The 25,363-nt window shown below is 43.4% G+C and carries 21 protein-coding genes; 17 read left to right on the top strand and 4 right to left on the bottom strand.

Translation table 11 applies throughout. From position 1 onward, the window contains the following. Nucleotides 1–28 precede the first annotated feature (28 nt). The 3 genes from tssK to SDE_RS08000 form a co-directional block, all read right to left on the bottom strand. Nucleotides 29–1,366, bottom strand: coding sequence for a type VI secretion system baseplate subunit TssK (tssK, locus tag SDE_RS07990; protein ID WP_011468006.1), 1,338 nt, complete (start codon nt 1,364–1,366; stop codon nt 29–31). Nucleotides 1,367–1,437: 71 nt separating this feature from the next. Further along, a complete protein-coding gene (gene tssJ, locus SDE_RS07995) occupies nt 1,438–1,968 on the bottom strand; it encodes a type VI secretion system lipoprotein TssJ (protein ID WP_041324421.1) in 531 nt (176 codons plus the stop codon). Continuing rightward, nucleotides 1,955–3,151, bottom strand: a complete 1,197-nt coding sequence (locus SDE_RS08000; protein ID WP_011468008.1) for a type VI secretion system-associated FHA domain protein — start codon at nt 3,149–3,151, stop codon at nt 1,955–1,957. Before SDE_RS08000 ends, tssJ begins: the two co-directional genes overlap by 14 nt. A gap of 771 nt (nt 3,152–3,922) precedes the next feature. Between SDE_RS08000 and SDE_RS08005 the strand changes: the two genes are divergently transcribed. From SDE_RS08005 to SDE_RS08065, 13 genes are all read left to right on the top strand, one after another. Beyond that, complete coding sequence (locus SDE_RS08005) at nt 3,923–5,935, top strand: serine/threonine protein kinase (protein ID WP_226986480.1); 2,013 nt, start codon at nt 3,923–3,925, stop codon at nt 5,933–5,935. Between the two features lie 10 nt (nt 5,936–5,945). After that, complete coding sequence (tssA, locus tag SDE_RS08010) at nt 5,946–7,061, top strand: type VI secretion system protein TssA (protein ID WP_011468010.1); 1,116 nt, start codon at nt 5,946–5,948, stop codon at nt 7,059–7,061. Nucleotides 7,062–7,143: 82 nt separating this feature from the next. Next, nucleotides 7,144–7,647: a type VI secretion system contractile sheath small subunit gene (tssB, locus tag SDE_RS08015; RefSeq protein WP_011468011.1), complete on the top strand. Its 504-nt coding sequence runs from the start codon at nt 7,144–7,146 to the stop codon at nt 7,645–7,647. A gap of 2 nt (nt 7,648–7,649) precedes the next feature. Beyond that, on the top strand, nt 7,650–9,125 hold the full coding sequence (gene tssC, locus SDE_RS08020; protein ID WP_011468012.1) for a type VI secretion system contractile sheath large subunit: 1,476 nt from the start codon (nt 7,650–7,652) through the stop codon (nt 9,123–9,125). Nucleotides 9,126–9,291: 166 nt separating this feature from the next. Continuing rightward, the gene (gene tssC, locus SDE_RS08025) at nt 9,292–10,845 is read left to right on the top strand and encodes a type VI secretion system contractile sheath large subunit (protein ID WP_011468013.1); all 1,554 of its coding nucleotides are present in this window, start codon (nt 9,292–9,294) and stop codon (nt 10,843–10,845) included. Nucleotides 10,846–10,859: 14 nt separating this feature from the next. Continuing rightward, nucleotides 10,860–11,693: a type VI secretion system accessory protein TagJ gene (locus SDE_RS08030; RefSeq protein ID WP_011468014.1), complete on the top strand. Its 834-nt coding sequence runs from the start codon at nt 10,860–10,862 to the stop codon at nt 11,691–11,693. A gap of 3 nt (nt 11,694–11,696) precedes the next feature. After that, a complete protein-coding gene (gene tssE / locus SDE_RS08035; RefSeq protein WP_011468015.1) occupies nt 11,697–12,194 on the top strand; it encodes a type VI secretion system baseplate subunit TssE in 498 nt (165 codons plus the stop codon). After that, on the top strand, nt 12,187–14,022 hold the full coding sequence (tssF, locus tag SDE_RS08040; RefSeq protein WP_011468016.1) for a type VI secretion system baseplate subunit TssF: 1,836 nt from the start codon (nt 12,187–12,189) through the stop codon (nt 14,020–14,022). The genes tssE and tssF overlap by 8 nt, the downstream gene beginning before the upstream one ends. Then, nucleotides 13,986–15,035: a type VI secretion system baseplate subunit TssG gene (gene tssG, locus SDE_RS08045; RefSeq protein ID WP_083762969.1), complete on the top strand. Its 1,050-nt coding sequence runs from the start codon at nt 13,986–13,988 to the stop codon at nt 15,033–15,035. The genes tssF and tssG overlap by 37 nt, the downstream gene beginning before the upstream one ends. A 29-nt stretch (nt 15,036–15,064) precedes the next feature. Next, nucleotides 15,065–17,725 carry a type VI secretion system ATPase TssH gene (tssH, locus tag SDE_RS08050; protein WP_083762970.1) on the top strand — a complete coding sequence of 887 codons (2,661 nt, stop codon included), beginning with the start codon at nt 15,065–15,067 and terminating at the stop codon, nt 17,723–17,725. Between the two features lie 127 nt (nt 17,726–17,852). Continuing rightward, entirely contained in the window at nt 17,853–18,341 is a 489-nt protein-coding gene (locus SDE_RS08055; protein WP_011468019.1) for an Hcp family type VI secretion system effector, read from the top strand. Between the two features lie 118 nt (nt 18,342–18,459). Further along, entirely contained in the window at nt 18,460–20,325 is a 1,866-nt protein-coding gene (locus tag SDE_RS08060; RefSeq protein WP_011468020.1) for a type VI secretion system Vgr family protein, read from the top strand. 109 nt (nt 20,326–20,434) lie between these two features. Continuing rightward, a complete protein-coding gene (locus SDE_RS08065; protein ID WP_011468021.1) occupies nt 20,435–20,944 on the top strand; it encodes a M48 metallopeptidase family protein in 510 nt (169 codons plus the stop codon). 20 nt (nt 20,945–20,964) lie between these two features. Here SDE_RS08065 and SDE_RS08070 read toward each other — a convergent pair whose 3' ends face one another. Then, nucleotides 20,965–21,330, bottom strand: coding sequence for a glutathione S-transferase N-terminal domain-containing protein (locus SDE_RS08070; protein ID WP_011468022.1), 366 nt, complete (start codon nt 21,328–21,330; stop codon nt 20,965–20,967). Between the two features lie 120 nt (nt 21,331–21,450). On the opposite strand from SDE_RS08070, the gene SDE_RS08075 reads away from it, so the two are divergent. The 4 genes from SDE_RS08075 to SDE_RS08090 all read left to right on the top strand — a co-directional run bounded on the left by SDE_RS08075 (nt 21,451) and on the right by SDE_RS08090 (nt 25,334). Then, nucleotides 21,451–21,876 (top strand): group II truncated hemoglobin, encoded by a 426-nt coding sequence (locus SDE_RS08075; RefSeq protein ID WP_011468023.1) that lies wholly within the window; start codon nt 21,451–21,453, stop codon nt 21,874–21,876. Between the two features lie 66 nt (nt 21,877–21,942). Then, nucleotides 21,943–23,880, top strand: a complete 1,938-nt coding sequence (locus tag SDE_RS08080) for a DNA topoisomerase III (RefSeq protein ID WP_011468024.1) — start codon at nt 21,943–21,945, stop codon at nt 23,878–23,880. A gap of 197 nt (nt 23,881–24,077) precedes the next feature. Next, nucleotides 24,078–24,464, top strand: coding sequence for a DUF3859 domain-containing protein (locus SDE_RS08085; protein ID WP_011468025.1), 387 nt, complete (start codon nt 24,078–24,080; stop codon nt 24,462–24,464). A 132-nt stretch (nt 24,465–24,596) separates the two neighbouring features. After that, nucleotides 24,597–25,334 carry a dienelactone hydrolase family protein gene (locus SDE_RS08090; protein ID WP_011468026.1) on the top strand — a complete coding sequence of 246 codons (738 nt, stop codon included), beginning with the start codon at nt 24,597–24,599 and terminating at the stop codon, nt 25,332–25,334. Nucleotides 25,335–25,363: the final 29 nt, after the last annotated feature.

A 25,363-nucleotide genomic window follows, 5' to 3' on the forward strand; every position in this document is an offset into this window, starting at 1 on the left:
CCCTTGCTGGTGTTACGCGCAAACTCAATTAGTTTCGAATAGCCCAAAATTCTACGGCTAGTTCCGGTAAATCGCCGGCAATATGAAAAGCGAAACCACCAGAGTTGTTGAGCGATTGCCATTGTTCGCCGTGAGCGTCCAGCTCAAAATACACAAACCCTGCGGTATAAGAAATCTCTCTAGGTGCCATGGCGAGATTTGTAAGGGTGATACCAGTTAGCTGGTTATTTACCAAGTCGCGAATGGTTTCTACGGAGCCAATTTTTACATGTTTTGGCAAGTGGGCACGCAGTTGATCAGTACTGATATTAGCCTTGGCGGCCAAAATAAATCGTGACTGAGATAGAAGCGAACGGTCGGTAATGCGCGATACATAAATACCGTACTGGCGCTTCTCCATCGGCAGAGAAATTGCGGTTTGCTCTAATACAACGCTAAGCTGCTTACTTAGGGTTTCGATTACAGGCAAATAACATTTGTATAGGTCGTTATGCTTGTAGGGTTCAAAGTCAACTGGGCGCTTAGACTTTGTTGTAAATGTCGCTAGTTCTCCAGATAGAGATACCAGTTTGGCATACAGGGTTTCTGGGTGTGTTTTCTTAATATTGTTCAAGTGGCGTAGAGCCGGTTCTGCGCCATTAATAAGTTGTAATAACATAAAGTCGGCTATAGCTGCAGAATTATTATCTTGAGTGCCTGAATTAAACCTATGTGAGAGTAAGTCACCGCGTTGGTGCAGCATCCCAATAATGTCACTTAGGTAACCCTGAAGCAGCGGGTTGGCTTTTACAGAAAGTACAGGTGGAATAAATTTCTTATCTAAAATTATGGCGCCTTCTTGCGTGACTTCCGCTATTCGCGCGATAGGTAAGCAGGTGAATCCACCTAGGTTTTCGTGCTCTAGTGCTAGCCTGAACTGTAATGTGGCGCTTTCTACTTGCTCAGCATTGTTGTTGTCTGAACAGTAATCAAATACTTCCAATTCTTGAAGCCGGTATCGTGCAACACCTTCCCCTGCATTACTGCTTTCAACATAGCGCGAACCCGCTTGGTATATTGGCAGTACAAGGTATACAAGCTCATTTTTTACCTGCTGATCCACTTGAATTGGAGCTGGCAGTGGTGCGTTATGAGGTAAATCGAAAGGGCAGCCATCAGTCATTATGCCGCTTGCACGTGTGAGGGCAATGCGCTGTTCGTTTAGTAGCGTACTGTCAAGCTCGAGCGCTTCAAAGCCCCATACAAATGGTCTAATCGCTTTCGCGCGGTGCTCTATGGTGGCTTCAATATAGCGTTCTTGTTGCTGGAAGTGGTGTGGGAATAAGTATTGGCTTTCCATCCACGCTATTTTGTTGTGCTTAACCATAATGTGCTTAGTCCGTATTATATTCTGGTAAAAAGTGAGTAGCGGGTACCCTGCTAAAAATGCCTAATTTGTTAGTCGCGTTCTCTGCGCCGTCGCTGTTGTTTCTTCTGAGATTTTGGAACGTCAACGAGCCCTTGCTGAGTGACCATTATTTTATGTGAGTAATAGCCGGTATCATTTATCTTATATAGGTGCTTCCAACGCGTAGAATCAATGTCTCTGTAGGCGGCGAGCACAGCAATATGGGTAACGCCGCTAACTAAGGCTATTTCGTGCTTGAGCTCTTCTTTGGGTTGAAGAATAAATTCTTTTTGCTCCAGAAGTTCGTCACTTAAGAAATCTTCCCCGCGATAAAATAATTTATCGAAATCTAAATTGTCGAGTGTTGTGCGAGATGTAAGTTGGTATACCTTAATTTGAATGGGGGAGGGTCTACCACTGCCATCTGGGTTAACGTCTTTATTGGCTATTACCGTTAACTTGTCGTACGGAGATACTATATAGTTTGTTGCTGCGCAGCCGGTGAAGCCAATAAGTACCGCCACAGCAATAGCTATGTTTGCCACTGTACTGCCGAAAAAGTAGTGATTATTTGGTTGCATTGTTTTTATCCCGCATACGTTTTGCGTGGGCTAGCAGCGTTTTAGTTTCAAAGTCTTTACCTATTTGAGCGCTAGCTTTCTCGCAAATTTTTGCCCAATTTGCGGTGTAGAAACTCCACTTTTTAGATTGCGACATAAATTTACTACTAAGGCTTTCTATCGCGCTATTTTTTTGAGCGTGTGCCTTGTGAGCTTTTTCTAGTGCCTTTTCGATTTCCACGGGGGCTAAACACTGTTGTGCTTTAGTTATTGCTGCTTGATAGCCCGCGTTGAGCTCGATTTGATCTTCCAAGTTGTATTTAAGTGTTGCACTTAGCAGTGACGGTATTTTTTTCTGATCCCGATGCCTTGTATCTAGTAGTGCTTCAATAATTGAATCCGCGTTTGGAAAGCTGCCCAAAGCGTCTGCTTCCATTTGGCGTTCAGTGGGTATTTCGTCTAGGCAAGCTTTGCTTTTAGCCTCTTGTAATACACGTCGCTGCGCGACAGCGCCCATCAGCGAAATGCGTAATGCCTTGCCTAACAACTGGGCCGTTTCGGGAGTTATTTGGTCTGCGGTGAATTTCGACTCGGGTGCTAGCCCGCTAAGTAGGCTTTCTATTAGTTTTGATTTTTTGTTAGAAAAATCTATAACTTGGGCTTTTTCCGGTTTTGCGGCAGGTAGTTCGGGGGATGCTAAATCTAGGTCCCAGTCCTTGGGTATAATAGTCGTGGGTGGTGTGAATTGATCGGTGGTCGAGCCAAAATCAATACGGGCATCGGCTATGTCCGATGTGGCGGGTTGGGTTGTAACTGCGTTATTGTCTAAAACAATATTAGCTTGATTTGTACTTGGTGCAAAAGCTGGTATATCGTCTTCTTCCACATCAAAATTGGCTTCTAATTCATAGTTTCCAATTTGAAATACATCGCCGTGTTTTATTGGGTGGCGCTTGCCCATACCTAAGGGCTCGTTAGATTTGTTGATATAAACGCCGTTAATGCTACGGTCTATTAATAAAAATGCGCAGTCTTCCAAGCGAATTTCTGCATGCACTCTCGATACGGATTTTTCCTCGCAAGGTAAATATAATTCGCACTCAGAGCTTCTTCCTAGCTTGCCGCCATCCATCCCAAACAAAGTAAATTTAGGTGCATTCGTATCCAATGCATCATGATTTTTTACATCTATTCGTAAGGCCATAGTTTTCTACTGGTGTGAGACTGTTAATGTGTTGATGTTTTTAATGCCTTTAATTAGTTTTTTAAACTAAAGTATGGGGTTCGGTGTGTAAGCTTTGGCACGTGGGTGCTTGGGGGAGGTGTTGTTGCGATAATAGTTTGTATCGCTTTGGGATGTGGTCGTTCTCATTCAAATTCCCTCCGTGGTTTTTTGAATAAAATTGGTTGGAGTAGCCTGCGATAAATATTAACAAGGTATATTGTTAAAAAAGTTTTATCTGGTAGCTGTTTCGATGTGCGCAAGTCTATCATGATAGAAAATAAATCAACTAGCCGACATGAAATGTATTTGCGACAGCATTCACATAATAAAAATGTTAAGCGTAATTGGCTTTCCTGTTCTGTAAAACGCATTTATATTGTTCGAAAATATTTTGAGCGCCATTCAAATATTTTTATTTTGCAAAAAATAAAACGCGCTTAACATAAGCTGTCGTCAAATTTGTTTTGTGTTCAAAAAGTGTTCTTGTTGTGGCGCTTATTATTGTTTTTGGCTGCTTTTGGTAGAGCAGCAGTCGGTGCTAATAGCTATGTATGTTTTCTAGTGCCTAGGTTTTTTCTTATAAAAAGGATTTTCAGCGCGATAGCTAACTTTGCACATGGATGAGTTCCTTTAGTTTAATAATTGATGTGCCTACGCTAACGGCGATTGGTTACATTCTTATCCTGTCTGCCTGGCTCTGTGAGCATCTAGCTCAATGCAGGCTATTTCGCTTTAATTTGAAGAATGGAATTGGATAAAAAACGCAAAATGGAAGCGGCAACTGATCTTAAAAATATAGACACCCAAAAAATTGAGCAATTACCTAGCGGCATCCAGTTAGCCGAGGGAACCATCTTGCTTGGTCGTTATATGCTCATGCGACAAATAGGGCAGGGCGGTACGAGTAGTGTTTACCGTGTGCGCGACATGCTTGCGGTATTGGGTGGTGACGAGAGCGAAAGTCACATTGCTGCAAAAATAGTCAAGGTTCCGCCTGCATCTGCTAGTAATCATGAGCAGCAAATGATGTTGCGTGAGGCGCTTACTACCCGCCATTTGGCCCACCCGAATATCTTAAAGGTTTACGACTATCATCAAGACGGAGATTTATACTTCGTGACGATGGAGCTAATAGAAGGGGAGTCGCTAGCCGACCTTGTAGCTCGCAAACCAAATAAAAAACTAGCCTATAAGCAAGTCAAAGCGATCATTAGCGCAGTTGCCGCTGGCCTAACCGAAGCACATCAAAATGGTGTTATTCATTCGGATGTAAAGCCTAGCAACATATTAATTAGTGAGTCTGGCGAAATAAAGGTCATAGATTTTGCAACGGCAAGATCATACATAGATGCCAGGGTTAAAGGTCAAAAAATAGACGATGGTGCAAACTATTACGGCTTTACGTTGGCGTATGCTAGCCCCCAAACCATTGCCGACGAGCCAGCATCCCCAAGCGATGATGTTTTTTCTTTAGCGTGTATTGTTTATGAACTGTTGAGCGGTAAACACCCATACGCACGCAAACCAACAAGCACAATTGCAAAAAAATACGTACCGCCGCGTCCTAAAGAGATAGGGCTATTTCAGTGGTTAGTGTTGCGAAAAGGCTTAAGTTTGGTTGCATCAAAACGCTACAGCTCGATAAATGAGTTTGTTTCACGCCTGTTTTTCGCTAAAAATTTATTACCGTACGCGACCGTTTTTACAGGGATAGCTGTGGGGTTAGTGCTAGGTGTTTCTAGCTTAATAAGCGCTGTAAACGCATATATTGATACGCGATCGGCGCATGAATCTGCATATCAACAGTTAAGTTATCAGCAGCAATTGGTTTCAAGTTTGCTGGCAAATCTACCCGAAAATAGCGCATCGTTAGTCCAGCGCTTGCAAGGCGTAGAAGGGGCAGAACGCCAAGTGGTGCTGGCTTCTATTAAGGGTGGAATTTTAGATAAGCTCAGTGCACAAGCTAAAAATGTGTTGGGGTACTCTGCTGCTAGTGTTCAAGCGTCTCACTTTGATAGCTTTCTAGCTCATGCTTCAGGCTATAAGGCAATTTTCCCAGATTCCAATAAATTGCTTGGCTTATTGGCTGATGTAGAAAGTGAGCGAAACGCCTACGCGCTAGGGTTGCAGCATCAATATTATAGTTTTTGGCAAACCACAAACTTTTCGCAGGCCGATGCTCGTCATTTGGATTTACTGCAAGAAAAAATACTATCTTTCGACCCGGTATTTGAAGTTGTACTTGGCGCAGATGTGACCAGTATGATTTTAAATAAGGTTGATGATGCAATAGCCAACAATAATATTTCACAGCTTGCGCAAATCAACGCGTTTATTAACGGTGTTGGAAAGCCGCATTTTGAGTTTTTACTACCCGAGCAGCTACGCGCACTTTCCAATGCTGTATTAGTCACTAACTATCTCGCAGGGTTAAAAATAGATACTGCTGATGCTGGTGAGTATCCAATAGAAGCAACGCTTTACTTTATAAAAGAAGACTTAAAAGCGTTAGAAAGTAGTATTGCAGACTTATGGTTTGATAAAGATATGGCTGCTGTAAGTGATAGTTTGTTAGCGCTGGTAACTGATTTTGCAATACCTGCGGATTCGCCCGTAATGACATCGATTCAGCAAAAGTTGCTTGAAAAGTTAGAGGGCAAGTTAAAGTTTCATAAGCGTAAAGGCAACAGTGAATCTATTGTCGTAATCCAAGGGCTTATTGATAAACATAAAGCGGTTAATTCCAGCCAAGCGGTACTGTAGAGGAGGCACAATGGAATTGTTTAACTCTAATGAAGAATTGTCTGCCATGCTTGAGCCTTTGCAAGAGGGGGAGCCTGTCGGGCAAGATTTACGCGAGAATATCTCACCAACATCTAGCTACCAAGTACTTCGCGATGCCCGCACGCTAGCAAGAAATAATGAGCGTGCTGCGTTAGCGAGTGGCGAAAGTATGTACTTTCATATGCCAGATTGGACGCTAATTCTCGAAAAAGTGCCTGAGGTTTTAAAGACAGAAAGTAAAGATATAGAACTAGTAGCTTGGTATATAGAAGGTTTAACTCGGTTTCACGGTTTTGCTGGGCTTGCTTCAGGTTTTAGTATTGCTAGGCAGCTTATAGCAAGCTTTGGCGAAGCATTGTACCCGCGGCCAGATGAGGATGGCATTGCTACACAGCTGGCACCACTTATAGGTTTGAACGGGTTCGGTTCGGAAGGCGCCTTGATTGCCCCGATTAAATCTATACCCATTACTCAGGGAGATTACCCTGGCCCACTAGCCACGTGGGAGTGTGAACAAGCCTTTGAGTTAGCTCGAATTACTGACCCTGACAAGCGTGAAGCTCGACTAAAGCAGGGCGGAGTATCTCGCGAGGCATTGGATCAGGTTGTTGCGCAAACCAGTACTGAATTTTTGCAGAAAATGCATGCAGATATAAGCGCAGCAATCTATGAGTTTGAGTTGTTTCAACAGCAGATAGATGCATACTGCCCGAATGATCCTCAGCCAACCGGTAAAATTAAAGAAGCATTAAAAGCCTGCTTGCAAACATTCCAATATATTGCTGGCGATAGAATTCAAAGTGAGGCCAGTGAAGTCGAGGCTATGCAAGAGCAGGAAGAAACCGGCGGGCAACCCGCTGCCGATTCGCAGGTTAACCTAAATGCAAAAATTGTCGATCGGCAGCATGCGTTGAAGTTATTGCGAGAGGTTGCAGACTTTTTTAGAAAAACCGAACCACATTCCCCTATATCTTACTCGGTTGAGCAAACGATACGTTGGAGCTCGTTACCGCTTACAGAGCTTATTAAAGAATTGATCCCAGAAGAGTCCGCAAGAAAAAAATATCAGAACCTTTCTGGAATGTCGATGAGTGGGCAAGATTAGTGTGTTGTCTTACTAAGTGAAACTGGCGTTTTATAGTTTTTAGCGCGTAATTTTAATCAGCAAAAGAAAGAGGATTTCCAACATGGAAAGCATACATAAAAAGTTAAGTCGAGTTAGAAAGCCTCGGGTTCACATTAGTTACGATGTGGAAACCGAAGGGGCTACAGTACAAAAGGAATTGCCATTTGTTGTAGGCGTAATGGGCGATTTTTCTGGCGACCCAACTGCACCGTTAAAAGCGTTAAAAGATCGCCGGTTTGTGCAGATAGACCGAGATAATTTTGATGAAGTGCTTAAAAGCATGACTCCAGGATTGTCAATTCAAGTAAATAACACCTTGAAAAACGACGGCAGCCAATTCGCGGTAGATTTGAAATTTGAATCTATGGATGACTTTGAACCAGGCGCCATTGTGAACCAGGTAGAGCCACTTAAAAAATTGTTGGATACGCGTAATAAATTACGCGACTTATCAACCAAAGCAGACCGTTCTGAAGAATTAGAAGGCATTTTAGAGCGTATATTGAATAACGAAGCTGATCTTGGCGAATTAGCCGAAGCGGTTGGCGCAGACAAGGAGTCCTAATCATGAGTGATGCAGTTGCAGAAGCCCAAGAAGGCGCAGTAGAAACCCAAACCTTAAGCCTGTTGGATCAAGCTATTCAAGCTACCAAACAAACAGACACAGAAGAAGCTCAAGCCCTGTTAAAAACCTTAACAGAGGAAGCGCTTAAGGGAACCGTTAGCTGGAATAAAAACTTGATGGTCACCTTTAACAAGGCCATTGAAGCAATCGACAAAGCAATTAGTGAGCAGTTGCGAGAAATTATGCACAACGAAAGTTTCCAGAAGTTAGAGGGAACTTGGCGTGGCATGCACTACTTGGTAAACAACAGTGAAACCAGCACTTCTTTAAAAATAAAATTACTAAATGCAAGTAAAAAGGAAGTGGCTAAAGATCTTTCTAAAGCTGTTGAATTCGACCAAAGCCAAGTATTTAAAAAGCTATACGAAAATGAATTTGGTACTCCCGGTGGTGAGCCATATGGCGCGTTGATCGGCGATTTCGAATTCACTAATCATCCCGATGATATTGAGCTGTTAAGCGGTATGTCTAACGTTGCGGCTGCTGCATTTTGTCCGTTCCTATCTGCCGCCGACCCGAAACTATTTGGCTTTGATAAGTGGAACGAACTTTCCAAACCACGCGATTTAAGCAAGATATTCGACTCTGCTGAATACACCAAATGGCGCTCTTTCCGCGATTCTGACGACTCGCGTTTTGTGAGTTTGGCCATGCCGCGTGTTCTTGCGCGTTTGCCCTATGGCGAAACCACAAAGCCTGTAGAGGCGTTTAGCTACGAAGAATTACCAGACGGTGAAAAGCCTCTTTTGAATCAATATTGTTGGTCTAACGCAGCATATGTACTCGGTGCGCGCTTAACTGACGCATTCGCACAATACGGCTGGTGTACAGCTATTCGTGGTGCAGAAGGCGGTGGTCGAGTAAATGATTTGCCTGTGCATTTGTCTACTACCGATGATGGCGATATCGATATGCAATGTCCTACCGAAATTGCTGTTACCGATCGTCGTGAGGCCGAGCTTAGCTCTTTAGGGTTTATGCCTTTGTCTCACTACAAAAATACTGACTACGCCGTTTTCTTTGGTGGGCAAACTACTCAGCGTCCTCGTGTATACGCTCAGCCAGAAGCAACCGCCAATGCAGCTATTTCTGCGCGTTTGCCTTACATAATGGCTACTTCTCGTATTGCTCATTACTTGAAAGTTATGGCTCGCGATAAAGTGGGTAGTTTTATGGAATCTGACGATATGCAGCATTGGCTAAACCGTTGGATTAACGGCTATGTAAACGCGAGCGAAGAAGGCGGGCAAGATATGCGTGCGCAATACCCGCTTCGCGAAGCTAAAATTGAAGTTAAGCCCGTACCAGGCAAGCCCGGTTCATATAATGCCGTTGCGTGGTTGCGCCCTTGGCTGCAAATGGAAGAGTTGAGCACTTCTTTACGAATGGTTGCTCGCATACCAGAGATTGGTGGCTAGGTAACTGCTCTAACTAGCTCAGCTTACTGTGATTGGTAGGCTGGGCTAGTTTCGCAGAAAAGTAACGTTGTATAAGAGCACAAATTAATAGTTTGAGTAGAGAAGTCAGTAACTGCAGACTCTACTTCTACCTCACAAAAGGAATTGGCTTTCAGCCGCTATAACAGTGACTAACTATTCGGAAAACATAGAGGCAGAATCGCTGGAGCAATCAGTGGACTATGCAATCGAGACGCCGGAAGTGGAAGAAGGGGGAATACCATCTTTACTGCTGCACTGTTTTAATAGCGCGTCGAACAATGTACAAGATTCGGATATTGACGATTGGGTTTATCGGTCGTTAGTGACCAAAAACATCACTTCTAAAGACGCTGCCATTTATCTTATTGAAAAGACTATTTTGGAAATAGATAAGATATTGTGCGCTCAAATAGATGAAATATTACATCACGAAAGATTTCGCGCACTTGAGGCGAGTTGGCGCGGAGTAATTCATTTAATTGATACCCAATCCGATTACGATGAAGAGCTTACAGTAAAAATTAAAGTATTAAATGTTGGTTGGAAAGAGGTTGGTAAAGATTTAGCTCGTGCAATTGAATTTGATCAAAGCCAGTTGTTTCAGCGAATATACAGTGATGAATTCGACACCCCAGGCGGTGAACCTTTTGGCGTGCTGCTTGGCGACTATTATGTTTCTCACAGGCATAGAGCCGGCTCGCTTTACAATGATTTAGACACACTTAAAGAGCTTGCAAATATTGCAACAGCGGCCCTGTGCCCGTTTATCACCGGCGCGCATGCATCTTTATTTGGCTTAGATAGCGCAAGAGAAATGGGTTACCCGATTGATTTACAGGCCGTTTTTAAACAAAAAGAGTATTTACGCTGGAAGTCATTACGCCAAACAGAGTCGACACGTTTTGTAGGGTTAACATTACCTGAAATGTTAATGCGTGAGCCCTACCGGGCCGACGGAACCCGAGCAGAAAACTTTAATTACAACGAGCGTACGCTGAATGCAGATAGCGATTATGTGTGGGGTAATGCCTGTTTTGCGTTCGGTAGTGTACTTATAAGAGCTTTCGCTAATACGGGGTGGTTTGCAGATATTCGTGGTGGCGTGCACGAGTTTGGAGAAGGCGGTGTAGTACGAGGCATGCGCTATTCGCGTTTCGAAACAGATATCTCCAATAATGCGGCGCAACCTACAACCAAACTACAAATAGATGATTATTTAGAGCGCGAGCTGAGCGATCTTGGGTTTATCCCCATGTGTAGTTACTTTGGTTCGGAAATTAGCGCTTTTTACAGCAATAGCTCGCTCCATGACCCAGCAGAATACACCACAGAAATTGCCAAAACTAATGCTCGTTTATCGGCAATGATCCAATACATGCTCTGCGTTTCTCGGTTTGGCCACTATTTAAAAGTCATTGGTCGAGACCGTATAGGTAGCATTATTAGTGCGCAAGATTGCCAACGTGTATTTCAAAACTGGTTGAATCAATACACAACTTCTAGTGAAGGGGCGTCGAATGTTTTAAAGGCGCGTTATCCACTGTCAGAGAGTCGTGTGGAAATTCATGAGCAACCAGGGCGTATTGGTTATTTTACCTGCGTTGTACATTTAAAACCCCATTTTCAGCTAGATCAACTTGTGTCTAGCATTAAATTAGTAACCGAACTGGCAGTGGGAACTGTTGGCTCTCAACATTAAAATAAGGATTGAACATGGCTACGGCAAGCGAAGAATATTCAGCAGGAAATATACAAGCAGCACTTGCTGCGATTGCAGAAGAGATAAAAGCGTCGCCATCGGATGCTAAAAAGCGTGCTTTTTTTATAGAGCTGCTATGTATTGCAGGTGAATACGAACGAGCAGATCAACAACTAAATACATTGGTCGTGCTAGACCCGCAATCAGCCATTACCGTGGGCACTTGGCGACAGCTAATTAGGGCTGCGCAGACGCGTATGGATGTTTACCAGAATAATGCTGTGCCTGATGTTATCGATCAGCCTACGCCTGTTATTGCCAAATCCTTAGAATTGTTAGTGGCGTTAAATGCTGACGATGCTACCCAAGCTGCAGCTGCATTGGAGCAGTTAGAAAAAGTAGTTAAACCACTTTGTTTGAACGTAAATGGGAAAGCTGTAGAGCATTGGCGTGACCTAGACGATGTAAACGCGTATGTGTTGGAGCTATTGGGCACCAACGGAAAATACTTTTGGATTGATTACGCGCAAATTGAATCTGTTGAATTTGACCAGCCTGCACGCCCATTAGATATGCTGTGGCGGAAAGTGACCATTACTCTAAAAAGCGGTAGCGTTGGCGAAGCATTTGTGCCAGCTGTATACCCCTATAAAACAGAAGATGATGCTGCGAAACTCGGTCGTTTAACCCAATGGCACGAGCAGTGTGGCTTGAGCCGAGGTGAGGGTTTGCGAACTTGGCTACTAGGGGATGAGGCATTAACAGTATTTGAAGTAAATAACATTACTGCTAGCAATAGTGACCAAAACTCAAATGAAACGTCTATAGCCTCTGAAGCTGTTAATTAATTTATGGCGAGAATACGAACAGATTTACCGGTGTTGCCTTCTCTATTGGATCGTTTAATTGACGATGATCCGGATAGAAGTTTGGAGGCGGTAAAACCCGCAGGAGTTGTGTTGGCAGATATAAAAGCAAACATTCGTCGGGACCTCGAAAATCTGTTGAATACTCGCATTTATCGCCAGCTAAGTATTGATGCTTACCCAGAGCTACAAAAGTCGCTTGTTAACTACGGAATAAAAGATTTTAGTCATGTTCAGTTTGATTCGGATGAAGAGCGAATACAGTTTGCTTGGTCTATTCGTCGAGCTATTGAAGACTACGAGCCGCGATTTCAATGGGTGCAAGTTGATATAGAGCCATTTGGTGAAGATTTTCAGCGAACCTTATATTTAAAAATATCTGCAACATTGTTAATAGAGCCAGACCCAGTGCCCCTAATATTTGATTCAAGAGTTCGTACAACCGATAGAGCCCTCAAGTTGAGGGAGGTAAATCATGGATGATACTTTACTTTCCTATTACAATAGGGAACTTAGTTACGTACGTAAATTGGGCGCTGAATTTTCAGAGCAACATCCCAAAATTGCAGGCAGGCTTAGATTAGATAGTGAAACGGTGGAAGATCCACATGTTTCTCGATTGATCGAATCATTTGCATTTTTAACTGCACGCATACGGCAAACAATTGACGACAGTTTCCCTGAGTTAACAGAAGCGTTAATGGGAGTGCTGTACCCAGAATTTCATGCCCCGTACCCCGCAATGAGTATTGCTCAGATTCGAGTAATAAGAAAAACTCCTTCTCCACAAACCATAGAATGTGGGCGCAAACTACATGTAAAAGGGGAGGGTTACGGGGATTGTGTTTTTTCTACTTGTAACGAACTAGAAGCACTTCCCGTTACGATCGAAAATACAAGGGTTGTAAATGCTCCAGCAAAGGCGCCAAATTTGGTTTTACCTGGCAAGGAGCGATTGCTGGTAAAGTCAGTACTTTCATTTGATGTTAAACCATTTGAAAGTGCAAAAGTTGCTGAGTTTAAAAACGACTCTTTAAGCTTGTATATCGATGGGCAGTCTCAACTAACGTTTAAGTTATTTGAGTATTTGATGCAAGGTACCCTAGGTATTACTATTGCAAAAAGTGCTATGGACCCCAACCCAATTTGTTTACCTGCAAATCGCTTAGTTGCGAGCGGGCTGCTACGCAATGGTGAGGTGTATGGTGATAGCTTCGACGGTAGAACTTGCGTAACCTATAAAAAAATAATGGATTTCTTTGCGTTTCCAAAGCGATTTCTTTTTATCGATTTGGTAGGCATGAGGGAAATATGGCCCTTGTTTGAATCGGGCTTCAGCGTGTATTTTTATTTCGATGAAACAGACCCTGAGCTGGTGCAAGGGGTAGATGAGACAACCCTTCAGCTGGGTTGCGTGCCTATCGTTAACCTTTATGAAGGTCGCATAGAGTACATCGGTGCAAAAGAAGTGAATCTGGAGTCGAAGCTGGAAGTGCATCGATCTCTCGCAGATTACGCAGATGTACATCATGTTAGCCGAGTGTACGCCAAAAATAATGAAGGTGAAACGAAAGAGCTTTTGCCTTTCTATGGTTCTCATCGTCAAGCACATTCAACAGATTCCCCTGTTTATTGGGGCTTGCGACGAGAAAATACTCGCTTTGACAATGGCCGGGTAAGTGCCGGTACCGATACCTACATTTCGTTTGTCGATACTAAATTCGAAGTGGTTAACCTGCAAAGCGACTGGCTTATTGGAGCAGATGTTATTTGTAATAATCGCGACGTAGCGGCAAAACTGCCGTTCGGCTCTGAATTGCCACATACCGATTTTATCGAAGGTGGGGCCGGAATGCGTGTAAAACTCACTATACCGGCTACATCGACTATATCGCCTAAACTTAAGTCGGCCACAAGGTGGCAACTTATTGCGCAGCTTACACTGCAGAGCTTCGCCGGCAAAGATGGGCTGGGTGTACTAAAAGAAAGTTTACGTTTATACGATTTAGTGGGTACTCGAGAATCTCAATCAATGATTGACGGCATTATCAATATGCATACCTCACCGAGTACCGCGCGCATTGTTCAGCAGGGCCGATCCGCGATATGCCAAGGTACCAAGATAGAGTTGGAGTTCGACGAGCAATTTTACAGTGGCAGTAGTGTTGTGCTGTTTGGTCATATTCTCGATGAGTTTTTTGCTCAGTTTTGTGCAATAAATAGCTTTACTCAGTTGTCTATTAAAATAAAACAAAAACCCGGAAGGTTAATAGAATGTCCGCCACGGATAGGTTTTCAGCAGCTTATATAAATGCTGATACCGTCGTTGACGGTATGGATAAAAATATAAGTTTTTTCTTTTTAGTTAGCTTGCTGGAGCGGGCGCATCAATGCGCGCAACAGCAGGCAAGCTCTGTTGTGGGGCAGTTGGGTAGTGACAGCCAACCACAGGATGAATCCCTTCGGTTTAAAACTAAATACGACCTTGCTTTTAGAGCTTCCTCCATTGCCAGTGTTAAGCCTGCAGCGGGTGAGGGCGGCGGTGTAATAAATAAGTATTTGGTGGTTGTTAATTTTATTGGGCTTGCCGGCGCTGCAGGAGTGTTGCCTTTACACTACACGCGTTTAATTATGGATCGTCTTAAACAACGCGATAAGGCAATGGCCGACTTTTTGGATATTTTTCATCATAGATTGGTATCGCTATTTTATCGAGCCTGGCAAAAATATAAGTTTACAGCGCAATACGAAGCTAGCTTGGTGCTAGGAAAGAAGGACGTATTTAGCACTGTTATAGAAAGCTTGGCTGGAGTTAGTGAGCAAGAGCGTTTTGAGTTACAGAGCTACTACGCTGGGCATTTTGCCAAAAAAGTTCGCACGGTTAGCTCCCTACGAGCTGTTCTGATGGATTATTTTGGGTTGCCAGTAGAGGTGAATAGTTTTAAAGGGCAGTGGCTGCAAATAGAAAAGCGCGATCAGTTTTGCCTTTCTTCTAAGGCTAAAAAGCAACGACTTGGTGCAGGCATATTACTAGGTAAAAGATGTTGGGATGTGCAAAGTAAAATTGAGATAGACGTAGGCCCTATGTCTCTCGAGCAATATCAACGAAAAGGGCCTGGTACAGAATTTTTTAAAAGTGCCCGTAAACTTATGAACCGGTTTTTGCCGGCGCACATTAATGCTGATATGCATTTCAAAGTGGAGAATAAGGCCGACTTTAGTCTGCCGCTTGGAAAAGGATTACGCCTGCAGCGCAACGGTTGGTTAAAAAGCACTAAAAAAGACCCACTTATCGCTACGGTATCAATTAATAGGAACGAGTGACGCTACTCGATAATTTAAAGGAAATGACAATGGAATTTGAAAAGTTAGTTAAAAACCTATCGAATGAAAGCAAAGAGCTATTCGAGAAATCTATTGCGTTGGCGTCTTCGCGCTCGCACTTTTATATTGATGTTGAGCACTGGCTTACCGAAGCTCTTGCAGAGGAACAGCGTGAAATAATAGCGATATTGAAACACTTTAACGTCGATGTGGATCGCGTGCATGCGGATTTGGATTTGGCGCTAGAGAACACAAAAACAGGGAATGATGGGTTTCCTAAAATATCGCCAGACATTGTGCGGCTATTGTTTGAAGCTTGGATGATCGCTTCCAGTCAGTATGCGTCTGTGCAGGTTTTACCCGTGCATATATTGTTGGCGCTAGTAGATAGTGCTGGTCTTAAAACAAAAATTGGTAAAATATCTAAACAATTCGAGGCTATTAGTGGTGAAGAAATTCGCACTCAGTGCGAAACCTTGTTGCGCGGTGAAGCGCTGCAAGACCAGGGTGAAGCTACTAACAAAAAATTAACTAAAACACCCAGCTTAGATCAGTTCACAACAAACCTTACTCAGCAAGCCAAGGATGGGAAAATAGACTCAATTCTTGGGCGTGATGACGAAATAAGACAGATCATCGATGTACTGTGCAGAAGAAAACAGAACAACCCCATTTTAACGGGGGAGGCTGGTGTTGGTAAAACAGCTGTTGTAGAAGGTTTGGCCGTTAAAATTGCGCAGGGGGATGTTCCCACTGCGATAGAAAATGTAGAAATTAGAAGTTTAGATTTAGGCTTACTACAAGCAGGGGCTGGAGTAAAGGGCGAGTTCGAAAACAGGCTTAAGAATGTAATTAAAGAGGTACAGCAGTCTGTACAGTCCATAATTTTGTTTATCGATGAGGCTCATACACTTATTGGTGCGGGCAATCAGGCCGGTAGCGGAGATGCTGCCAATCTATTAAAGCCTGCTTTGGCGCGCGGTGAGTTGCGCACAATAGCAGCAACTACCTGGGCCGAGTACAAAAAGTATTTTGAATCAGATGCCGCACTTACTCGGCGCTTTCAGGTTGTGAAAGTAGAGGAGCCGAGTGTAGATAAAGCCATTATTATGCTTCGCAATGCTGCTCCAACCTTAGAGCAACATCACAAGGTAGTAATACTTGACGCCGCGGTTAGCGCTTCGGTTAATTTATCCCACCGCTACATTCCTGGTCGTCAACTACCTGATAAGTGTGTAAGCCTACTCGATACCGCCTGCGCGCGTGTAAATCTTAGTCAAAACACCACGCCTGCTCGAATTGTTCAATATTCACAGGAAATAAAAAACATTGAGTTTGAAATTGAGCGGTTAAATCAAGAAGCTGAAAAAGGTTACGAGCACTCAGCGAGTATTGTTGAACTTGAAGTTAAAAAGGTAGGTATTACCGAGCGCTACCAAAGCCTATGCGCGAGATGGGAACAAGAAAAGCAGATAATTAATCAAATTAATAGTGCGCGTGAAAAGGCTGAGGAAAAAGTACAGGATTCTGATAATGAAGAAAGTGCGACTGATTTAACAAATACGTTAATAGCAGAGTTGCGCGTCAAATTAAAAAGTATTTCTGGTAGTCAGCCTCTAATTTATGAATGCGTAGATGAGCAGGTTGTAGCAGAGGTTGTAGCTGACTGGACAGGAATACCCGTTGGCCGTATGCAAAGTGACGAGATTCAAAATGTATTGTCGCTAGAGCAAACAATGGAAAAACGTGTGATTGGGCAGAGTCACGGCTTAAAGCTTATTTCTAAAGCTGTTCAAACTGCAAGAGCGAAACTAAGTGACCCTAAGCGGCCATTAGGCGTATTTATGTTGGTTGGCCCAAGTGGTGTGGGTAAAACAGAAACGGCACTAACCTTAGCTGAACAGTTATACGGATCAGAACAAAATATGACCGTCATTAACATGTCAGAATTTAAAGAGGAGCATAAGGTATCTATGCTTATGGGGTCGCCCCCCGGTTATGTTGGATATGGCGAGGGTGGCGTGCTTACCGAAGCCGTCAGACGCAAGCCCTATAGTGTTGTGCTATTAGACGAAATGGAAAAGGCGCATCCAGGCGTACAAGATATTTTTTATCAGGTTTTTGATAAGGGTATTTTGCGAGACGGCGAAGGTAGAGATATAGATTTTAAAAATACTGTAATAATAATGACAAGTAATACAGCCAGCGCTCAAATAGAACAACTGTGCATCGACCCCGAAACTAAGCCCGAGCCAAAAGCATTGCTTGAAGCAATAGAGGGTACCTTGCGTGAAACATATAAACCTGCCTTTTTGGGGCGTATCAATTTGATTCCATACTACCCGCTAGATGAGCAGTGTTTATCTGAAATTGCGGTAATGCAATTACATGCTATTCAGCAACGAGTGGAAACTAATTATAAAGTTGAGCTGAATTATTCAGATAAACTTGTTGAGCATGTTGTGTCATTGTGTGCGCAATCCGACACTGGAGCACGAAAAATATCTGCCTTGTTAAATAACACTTTGCTGCCAGTGTTGGCAGAGAAAATACTTACCGAGATAGCATTGGATAAGGCTTTGGAGTCTGTTGAGGTAGATGTAAGCGAAGAAGGGGAATTTGTTGTTAAAATAAATTCAAAAAAAGAAAATACAGACGACATGAAAATTAAAAAAACGGTAACTGGATAACAAAAAAGACAAAAAATTATTTTATTCATCCAGAATTAAAACCGAATAATATATAATTTTTTTGTCTTTAAAAATGACTTAAAGGCGTTTAAATTTAGCGAAACATTAAAGGATAAAGGAATAGGATATGTCTATTTTTGTAAATTATGAAGGAATCAAAGGTGAGTCTTCAGATAGCGGCCATAAAGGATGGATGGACGTTGAAGCCGTTTCGTGGGGAGTTGGTCGTAACATTACCTCTAACAGTTCTACACAGGGCGATAGAGAGTCTTCTAACGCTGTAATCAGTGATTTGCACGTTACTCGCTACATGGATAGCTCTACTCCAAAGCTATTTATCGAGTCATGTTGTGGTACTGGTAAAGAAGTAAAAATTCACCTAAGCAAAACAGGTTCTGGCTCTGGTGCAGACGTGTATATGGAATACACTTTGAAAAATGCACTTATCAGCAGCTACTCTGTAAACGCTGTTAGTCAAGACAATCATCGTCCTACCGAAACTTTCACCATTACATTCGTTGATGTTGAAGTTAAGTACACTCCGTACGACGAAGATGGCAATGCTGAAGCTGCTATTGCAGTTGGCTTCGATACCGCATCTAACGTTAAGCGTTAATGTGTGTTTGCGGCGCGCATTGCGCGTCGCTATTTAGTTACTGTTCTATTTGTATTTCATTCCCAAATCTCTTCTTCTCATAACTCCTTTACAGCTAGCTTAAAAATAAGGATATTTAATGGCCAACGCTGAATCTACGCAAGATAAAAATCTAGTTAGAGTTAGTACTGTATTACCCGATAATGCACTAATTGCAACGCGTTTATCTATTTCTGAAACCCTGTCGGAAGGTTTTTCTATTGTTGTGACGGCCTTTTCTGAGAAGCGTCACGATTTAACTGCAGAAGATTTAGTTGGAACGCCCCTCACTGCAGTGTTAGTTCAGCAAGATAACTCTTTGCGCTATTTTAACGGCTATATTCAAGAAATTACTGCTACTGGCAGTGAACGAGCAGGGCAAAGAAGTACTTATAAGCTAACGGTTGTGTCTTGGTTGCAGTTGTTGTCGGGAAAGCGCAGGGATAATCGTATTTTCCAAGAGAAAAATGTTAAACAGATTATAGAAGAAGTGTTCAAGCCCTTAGGGTCTATCGCAGATTACAAATTCGATATTAGTGGCGAGCACCCAGAGTGGCGCTACTGTACACAATACGATGAAACAGATCTAAATTTCTTTAATCGGTTGTGTCAAAGAGAAGGGCTGGCCTACTATTTTTTACATGATAATGGCGCCCATAAACTGCATATCGTCGATGTGGCTAATATTCGTTCCCTTGCGGATAACAAGCCTAAAATAGTCGAGATTCAAGCTGGTACACCAGCTTTTGATCATTTCTCTCATTGGCAAAGTACTGGTAAGTTTGTTGCTGGCACGTATACACAGCGAACATATAATTATTTAAAGCCTACGCAGTTAATTGAAGGCTCGGAAAAAATTAAAGGCGATGCGCTTAAAATCCCAAAAGTTACGGATATAGAGTACTACTCCTATAGCGAGCAATTTCATACCTCGGAAGAGGGTAAGGGTAGCGTATCTACAAAAGGTCATGGTGCCAGTCAGGCTGTGATTTCGCAGGGAGCGGGCAACTGTAGGCATTTAAAAGTTGGCCATACTATACAAGTGGCTCTGCCTGGTGCGGCAAACTTCGCCGATAAAGGCAAAGAGTTTACTTTAACGAATGTTACTATTAATGCAGACGACACCTCTGGTGTAATGAATTGCTTTGTAGAAGCGTTACCTAAAGGAAATTTATTATTTCCGGCCAGCTCTACCCCAACCATTAATAGCTTACAAACGGCGGTGGTAACTGGGCCAAAAGGCGAAGAAATACATACCGATCAATTAGGTCGAATTAAAGCACAGTTTCACTGGGACCGAGCCGGTAAAAAGGATGAAAACTCAACCTGTTGGCTAAGGGTGATGCAGGGCTTTGCTGGGAACAATTATGGTGCCCACTTTACACCTCGAATCGGCCACGAAGTGGTTGTGGCGTTTGAAAACGGCAACCCAGATAGACCATTTGTTATAGGGTCATTGTTTCACCAAGAGCATAAGCCACCGTATTCTGAGCAGCTTGGCTCGCGTTCTGGAGTAAGAACCCGTTCTACCAAAGGTGGTGGCGAAACAAATTTTAACGAGTTGTACTTCGAGGACACCAAGGGTAAAGAAGAAGTCTATTTCCAAGCAGAAAAAGACTTAAACGCTGTTGTAAAAAACGATGAAACGCGTGAGGTTGGCAACGATCAAACATCCGCAATAAAACACGATCGTAAAATGGATGTTGGTAACGACCATACTGAAACAATTAAAAATAAGCAGACTATCACTGTTGGTAAAGATCAACAAAACAATATTAAGAATAATCAAATTACAGAAGTAGGCAAAAAAAGCGTACACAAGGTGGGTAAAGAGTTAGTCTTGGAAGCGGGCAGTAAAATTATTCTTAAGGTTGGTGGCAGCTCTATTGAAATTACCGGCAGTAAAATCGCGATTAATTCGTCTGGTCAAGTGGATGTTGATGGTGGAAAAGTAAAGTTGAACTAACGTTTGTTTCATACACTCAGCTTCATTCCCGCCCCTGTAGGGGCAGGCTTGTGCAGTTACTATTGCTTAGCGGCTAAGTTATACTGCCTCTTTTAGCTTGTGCAAGCCCATGAAAACCACCAAATACCTATCCGCATACCCCGCAGAGCTTCAGCAAAAAATTCAACGTTTGTTTGAACAAAATCGCGTAGCTGATTATTTGCGCAGTCAATACCCCTCTGTGCACAGCGTGGCGACGGATGGCGATTTGCGAGAATACGCGATGGAGCTAAAAAATCAATACATGAAAAAGACAGCCCCATTAAGTAAAGTGGTGTACGACAATAAAATTCATGTGGTGAACAATGCGCTAGGCCTGCATACCTATGTTTCTAGGGTACAAGGTGGCAAGTTAAAGGCTAAAAATGAGTTGCGAGTGAGCAGTGTATTTAAACGCACTCCCGAGCCGTTTCTTAATATGATTGTTGTGCACGAGTTGGCGCACTTAAAAGAAAAGGAGCATAACAAGGCGTTTTATCAGCTTTGTCGCCACATGCAGCCCAATTATCATCAGCTTGAGTTTGATGTGCGCGTGTACTTAACGCACTTAGAAGATGTAGGGCCCGTGTACGAGCCCTAAGCGGGTATATTTAGATTCGTTTAGCGCGGTATTTGCGCTTCTAAATAATGAATAATATCGGATGACTGGTAAAGCCAGCTCACGCTGCCATCGTTACCCTCAATTCTTAAGCAGGGTACTTTTAGCTTACCGCCACCCTCTAAAAGTTCTTTCTTTGTCGTCTCGCAGCGTTTTGCATCTCGAGTTTCTACCAAAAGGCTATTGCGTTTTAGTGCGCGGCGTACTTTTACGCAAAAGGGGCATGCAAGGTATTGGTATAAGGTATAGTTCGCCATCTTTAGGTCTAGCTGTGCTTGCAGCTCTGGGTCGCGTTTTACGCTTTTGGGGGTAAAAAGCCAATCCAATAGCAGGATTATGCGTCCAAGTATGTATCTAATAATTGCCATGAGTTAAATCTACCTATTAATGAGCCGGCGATTATACCTGTAAAATGCACCATTTGGCTGCCCTAGGGCTAGAGTATTAACCTCTGTTAAGCGTAAAGAATGACCAATTAGGAGTATGCATTGATAGTACGGTTGAATGAGTATGGTTATGGCCAAGGTGACGCCTCATATAAAGCCGCAGGTGAGATAGAAGGCATTACCCGTTTGGTGGATGCGTTTTACCATTTTATGGATACTCTGCCAGAGGCAGCTAAACTGCGCAGCATGCATGCTCAGAGCTTGGCAGAGTCGCGTAAAAAGCTGGCATATTTTCTATCTGGCTGGCTTGGAGGCCCTAGGCTGTATGCTCAACATTTTGGTTCTATTAATATTCCTGGTGCCCATAGGCACCTAGCTGCAACTCCTGAAGACGCAGATGCTTGGATGCTGTGTATGGCAAAAGCCGTAGACCTGCAACCCTACGAACCCAGCTTTAAGCAATATCTATTGCAGCAGTTGCGCGTACCGGCGGATCGAATTGTTGAGGCTGGTAGAAAACCCCTTTAGTTGGGTGACGGTTCGCGCCGCTAAAAACAGCTAGACAGCTGTATATAACAACAGTATTCTTTCGGCATGCGACTATTTATTGCCGAAAAACCCAGCCTAGGGCGCGCTATCGCCGACGTTTTACCAAAACCCCACTCGCGGGGTGATGGTTTTATTCGGTGCGGCAATGGCGACGTTGTTAGTTGGTGTATAGGGCATTTGTTAGAGCAAGCCGAGCCCGAAGCCTATAACCCAGTGTTCAAGCAGTGGCGTTTAGAGCATTTGCCTATCATTCCCGATCAATGGCAGCTAAAGCCAAAATCTAAAACCCGTAAGCAGCTAACGGCTTTGCGCAAATTGGTGAAGGAAGCCACCTGCATTGTGCACGCAGGCGACCCAGATCGTGAAGGGCAGTTATTAGTCGACCAAGTAATTGATTTTCTTGGGGTGAAAGGTGCAAAGCGCGAATCCGTTCAGCGCTGTTTAATTAACGATCTCAACCCCGCTGCCGTTAAACGCTCCCTCGATACATTGCGGTCAAATAAAGAATTTATTCCATTAGCCACGTCGGCGCTTGCTCGTTCGCGTGCAGATTGGTTATACGGTATTAACATGACTCGTGCCTATACCTTGCAAGGGCGTAAAGTGGGGTACGAAGGGCTGCTTTCTGTTGGGCGTGTGCAAACGCCCATACTGGGTATGGTTGTAGAGCGCGATAGGGCAATTGAAGAGTTTGTTTCAAAACCGTTTTACGAAGTATTAGCACATTTAACCACTTTAACTGGTGAGCCGACTGCATTTACCGCCAAATGGTTGCCAAGCGAGGCATGCGAGCCCTATATGGATGAAGATGGGCGTGTACTTAGCAAGAAGTTAGCCCAAAACGTTATTGCGCGCATAACGGGTGAAAATGGCGTTGTCGAAAAAGTAGATAAAAAAGCCAAAGCACAAGCCGCGCCGCTTCCTTATAATTTGTCGTCGTTACAAATAGATGCCGCAAAACGGTTTGGCTTTGCCGCACAAAAAGTGCTGGATATTTGCCAAAACCTATACGAAAAACACAAGCTTATTACTTACCCGCGTTCAGATAGCCGCTACTTGCCGGCGGATCATTGGCATCAAGCAAATGACGTTTTGCAAGCAATATCTGCCAATGTTGCCGAGCTAGTGCAGTCGGTGAGCGGTGCAAACAGCAAGTTAAAAAGTAAAGCATGGAATGATGCTAAAGTGGATGCGCACCATGCGATTATTCCAACTGCTAAGAAAGTATCGTTTTCATCGATAACCAGCGAAGAGCAAAAGGTATACAGCCTAATTGCTCGGCAATATGTTTGTCAGTTCTACCCCAAATGGGAATATTCTGACACGGTAATTCACCTAAAAATAGCTGGCGGACAATTTGTATCTAAAGCTCGTTTAACACATAAACAGGGTTGGAAGGTACTGTTTGAACGAAAGGGAGGTGAGCCTAACCCTAAAGATGACGACGAGTTTCCCTCACTTACGCTACCGGATTTACACGTGGGGCAGAGTGTTGCCTGCAGGCAGGGCGAGTTACTAGAAAAGCAAACCCAACCCCCCAAATATTTTACCGATGCCAGCCTGCTTGCCGCTATGACGGGCATCGCGCGTTACGTGACCGACCCCGATATTAAGAAAATACTTAAAGATACCGATGGTTTAGGTACCGAAGCGACACGCGCAGGCATTATCGAATTGCTATTTAAGCGCAATTTTCTTGTGCGAAAAGGCAAGCAAATACACTCCACCCCCGCAGCCAGGGGCTTGGTAGCGGCCTTGCCTAGCTCCGCCACAACACCAGATATGACCGCCCAGTGGGAATTGGTATTAAACGCAATTTCTATACGCGAAGCCCAATACACAACTTTTATGAAGCCATTGGTTGCTAGTTTGCAAACCCTTATTGCCGAGAGCCAGCGCAATTTGCCAATAGGCCTTAAAGGTGTTGCCGCTAAACCCAAGGCCTTTAAACGCAGGCGCAAGGTAAAAGCCAAGTCTGTTTAGGCGGGCTGTGGTTCCTCTAACTATATGATTAGTTGCCCCATGGGTGGTATATTGGCGCCCCTTAGGGGCGAATGGCCCCACCAGTTACTCGATTGTTCACTAGGCCTTACGCTTAACCTCTACAAGGGGCGTTTTGCGGCGGGTTGTTTTGGCCCTTGTTAACATGTTGGCCAGATTAGAGGTTTTTTATAATTTGTATGGCGAAAAAGAAAGCTGAAGTAAAATTAGATACTTGGGGAATATACACGCAGTGGGATAGTGAATCTAAAGACTTACCCCGGTTATTAAAAATGACTCGCGACATACCCTGTGAGAAAGACATCGAATTTGGCTATGTAGTAAATATAAAAAAAGCAAAAAACAGAAAGCTGCAATACTGTATTTATCACCCAGATATACCCGATGAAGATGGCGAGCCTATGGCTCCTTTCGCCGGCGAAGTGTATATCCGCCAAAACGATTGGAATTTTTTTATTGGTGATACTATTTGGTTGCCAATAGAAAATAAAGCTGGCCCGTGGCGTATTACGTTAGCTATTGATGGCGTTATTTATACCGATGAAACTTTTAACGTATTTTTATAGCTCGCCCTTAAAGTAAGAGCATTAATTGCGGTCATTAACTATTGGCGTAAGCTAGCGTCTTAAACTAATGTTTTAAATTAAGCCCCATAAATTATGGCCTTAAAAGATTAATAAAAGAGAAGAGAAAGCCGAATGATTACTAGAAATGAATTTGTGAAGCTTGCTACTGCAACAGGCGAAATGCAGGCCCAAGTATTTCGTCCAAATGTTGATGGAAGCTTCCCTTGTATTATTTTTTATTCGGAAATATTTCAAATTACAGCGCCCATAGCCCGCAGTGCGAATATATTAGCCGGGTTGGGGTTTGTTGTAATAGTGCCAGAAGTGTTTCATGAGTTAAACCCAATGGGCACTGTGCTTGGTTATGACGATGCAGGCAAAGACAAAGGCAATAACGATAAGTGGGCCAAACCACTAGAAAGCCACGATAGCGACACGCAAGCAATAATAGAATTTGTACAGGCGCAACCCTATTGCACCGGCAAAGTTGGCGCAATGGGCGTATGTATTGGTGGGCACCTTGCTTTTAGAGCGGCTTTAAACCCTAATATTTCCGGTGCGTTTTGTTTATACCCAACGGACATTCACAGCAACACTCTACCTTGCGAGCCAGCAAACGACAGCTTCACCCGCGCTAAAGACATAACCTGCGAAGTGGTATTAGTTTTTGGTAAGCAAGACCCGCACGTGCCTGTCGAGGGTCGGCAAATGATGTATATGCACTTTCAGGCAATAGGTTTAAATTATCAATGGCTTGAGGTTAACGCACAGCACGCGTTTATGCGCGACGAAGGCGAGCGTTATGACCCTGCGTTAGCGTTGGAGATGTATTCCAAAGCGCAGCAATTTTTTCAGCGTACCTTGGCGTAGCGAGAAACTTACATTAATTAACTGAGTTA

Source organism: Saccharophagus degradans 2-40, from assembly GCF_000013665.1.
In the GTDB taxonomy this organism is placed as follows: domain Bacteria; phylum Pseudomonadota; class Gammaproteobacteria; order Pseudomonadales; family Cellvibrionaceae; genus Saccharophagus; species Saccharophagus degradans.